The sequence below is a fragment of the Streptomyces sp. NRRL F-5122 genome, assembly GCF_001507435.1.
GTDB lineage: Bacteria > Actinomycetota > Actinomycetes > Streptomycetales > Streptomycetaceae > Streptomyces > Streptomyces lannensis.
In genome coordinates, this window is sequence record NZ_LMWH01000046.1 from 1 (window position 1) to 2821 (window position 2821).

At 63.6% G+C, this 2821-nt stretch carries 3 protein-coding genes; all 3 read left to right on the forward strand.

Annotated elements, in window-relative coordinates; all coding sequences use genetic code 11:
• On the forward strand, positions 1-168 hold a 168-nt coding region (locus tag ADL25_RS47955; RefSeq protein ID WP_159044897.1), incomplete at its 5' end, for an MFS transporter.
• Positions 169-944: 776 nt separating this feature from the next.
• Entirely contained in the window at positions 945-1202 is a 258-nt protein-coding gene (locus tag ADL25_RS45820) for a WhiB family transcriptional regulator (RefSeq protein WP_079050238.1), read from the forward strand.
• 289 nt (positions 1203-1491) lie between these two features.
• Positions 1492-1971 (forward strand): SsgA family sporulation/cell division regulator, encoded by a 480-nt coding sequence (locus tag ADL25_RS07675; protein ID WP_159044898.1) that lies wholly within the window; start codon positions 1492-1494, stop codon positions 1969-1971.
• The last annotated feature ends 850 nt before the right edge of the window (positions 1972-2821 follow it).

A 2821-nucleotide genomic window follows, 5' to 3' on the forward strand; every position in this document is an offset into this window, starting at 1 on the left:
GCGCAGTGGATCGCCAACTGGGCCATCACCGCGAGCTTCCCGTCGCTGGCCGACTGGAACCTCTCCGTGACCTACGTGATCTACGCGGTCTTCGCCGCGCTCTCCATCCCGTTCGTCCTGAAGTTCGTGAAGGAGACGAAGGGCAAGGCGCTGGAGGAGATGGGCTGAGCAGATCGGGACTCGCTGAAGCGAGGTTCTCCTCGGCGAGGGCGTCAGGGGCAGACTGTCCGGTGCGGTCATCGTGCTGATCTCCTTCGTGACTTCGACATCTCGAAAGTTCAGCCGGTGGCCGTTCTTCTATGGAGGCATCAGACCAGAAGCCGGAGCAAACCCCTGTATCAGGTCGAACCCGTACAACACTTCCCTGGACGTAACCGTTGAGGCCGGTGCTTGGTGGTCAGATCGTACGAGGCCCGGATTGGGGCGATGCCGGCGAAGGTTCGTAGTTACGTCATCTGACGCACGCTATATATCGGTGCCTATCCATACGGTCAGGGCATGACCAGCAGTTCCCCGACAGAGGCGGAGGGTGTTCCCGCCGGCCCTCGTGGCACGCAACGACAGCACGGTGCTAGGTGTAGATGCAGCAGCGTGCGGCGTGACCGAAGACAGTCTCGATCTCAATCACCCGTGTGTCGCGATTGGAGGTGCTGGTCGTTTCTCGTTCTCAACGAGGTCGCTGGGAACATGACATGGCAGTGCCACTTCGGACTCCCCGCATGCAAGTCATCAGCAGCGACAAGAAGCACGTCGTACTGCGTCTCCGTCGGTGACGAGAACTCCACTGGCCTCCAGCTCTGCTCCGAGGACGACGGCACCGTGCAACCGGTCGCGGGCTCCTGTTCATCTTCCGCCGATAGCCCGCCGATACTGCGCACCTGTCCGGCCGCCAAGGCATGCTCACGGCCCGTCGGCGCCCGGCCGCCGAGGAGCGAGGCGAAGCCATGAAGCCGCTCAGTCCGAAGCCTTTGGTCAGTGAGTGGGGCTGGCAGAGCTCCGCATCCTGCCGAGGCATGGACAGCTCCGTCTTCTTCTCACCGTCCGACGAGCGCGGCGCTCAACGGCGGCAACGTGAGCAGCGCGCCCAGGTGATCTGTCGCAGGTGCCCTGTCCGCAGACCCTGTGCAGCCTTCGCGCTTCGGACCGCCCAGACCTACGGAGTGTGGGGAGGGCTCACCGAGGCTGATCGCGAGGCACTGTAGTTTGCGCCGCAACTCGGCGTTACGCACCTCACCTTCCATGTCTGCCGCCTCTTCGAGGGTGAGTCCATCACTGACGTAAAGCTCGTCCAGCAGCGCTGGCTGAATCTGTTTGAGTGCGAACTGGCCCACAGCGACGGCCTTAACTGCGCCGGGGCGGCGCAACGTTGGGGCTTCACCGGCTTTGCCTAGCCCAGCTGTGTGTTCCGCAACGTCTGCAGCATCTTCCCTCGGGATTGGCGCAACACTCACTTTGTCATCCGGTGACGCGATCCACCCTGGCCTATAAGCAGTGAAACCTGGACGTCGGATTTTCGAGGAGGAAGAGGTTATGGTAGAGAAGAGGGAACCTGTCACAACGGTAGTGCGCAGGGTGACCGCGGCCGTCGGTATCCCCGGAGAGCTTGTCGTGCCGCTGTCGGCAGAGTTCTGCTACGACATGGCTGACCCGTACGCCGTGCGTCTGTCCTTCAGCACGTTGGAGATAGAGCCGGTCGTCTGGGTGTTCGCTCGATTGCTGCTTGAGGAGGGCATGCACCGGCCGGTTGGTGTCGGAAGTGTGCTTGTAAGTCCGCCGCACTGGTGCCATCGCGATTTCATGCGCATCGTGCTCAGGTCAAGAGCAGATGAGGGCGCCGCACGGATCGAGGTCCCGTCCGTTGAGGTAGGGGAGTTTTTGCGACGGTCATACACTCTGGTACCTCCTGGCGCGGAAAGCCTGCATGTTGACGTCGATCGTGCACTAGCCGCGCTCATGGACAGATGCGAGTGACCGCCCGTAGGGCAGAGGCAAGGTACGGGCACCTCATGAGCCCGTGCACGCTAAGCGGTGGACCGTAGAGGCTGGTGAACGGGGCCAGTTGTTCGCATCTGCGGCCCCAAGCCAGGTCGGCGCCCTGCTGATGGGACAGCAGTCCGGCGACCGCTTGAATCGTGTCGCATGTGGTTGCGGAAGCCGAGGTGGCGGCCCAGGCTACGCTAGTTCTTCAGATGGGCGACTCCGTGTGCGACGCGGAGGCGTTGCGTGGAGCGCGCTTGCGCTGTCGCTCGTGCATTTCCTCGTAGCAGTCCGGTGTGTTCTTCTTGAACTTGCGGTGCCGCTGGCGTCACTACGCGGCCGCCAGTCTGCGCGCCCAGACCCTGGTAACCGGCGTCGACGACTACGGCGGACCAACGGCCGGAGCTTGACCAAAACCCAACTTGTCGGCACGAGTGATGTCCACGCCGTTGCTTGCTTGAGAACAGCATCCGGCGCCCTTCCGTGAGCACCATGGGCTCGACTGCGTTCTGCCTGCTCTTACAGGAGATGAACCTGTTCCAGTCCTTGCGTCCGACAGCCGGCCGCTGTACTGGGATCTCATTGTCGTCGGTGATCCCGGTCTTGCCGATGGCGCCGAAGTGGTCGAGGCCCTTCGCCGGAGTCCGGAACCGCACTCCGGGAGCGACCGTGCAGTCTCGCTCGGCGAAGACGGGAAGCACCTCGGTGATGGCCGGTGTCATCGCGACCGTACGCAGGATGAGGATGCTGCGCCGCCGGGCGGCACAGCGCCGCCGGACGGCGTGACCCGACCGTCCCGGCCCCGCACCTCCGGACGGTCCGAGCGCCCCGCCGCGGCGCTCAC

Excerpts from the sequence above, each read along its gene's own strand:
- ADL25_RS45820 (WP_079050238.1), top strand. The coding sequence starts at position 945 with ATGAAGCCGCTCAGTCCGAAGCCTTTGGTCAGTGAGTGGGGCTGGCAG.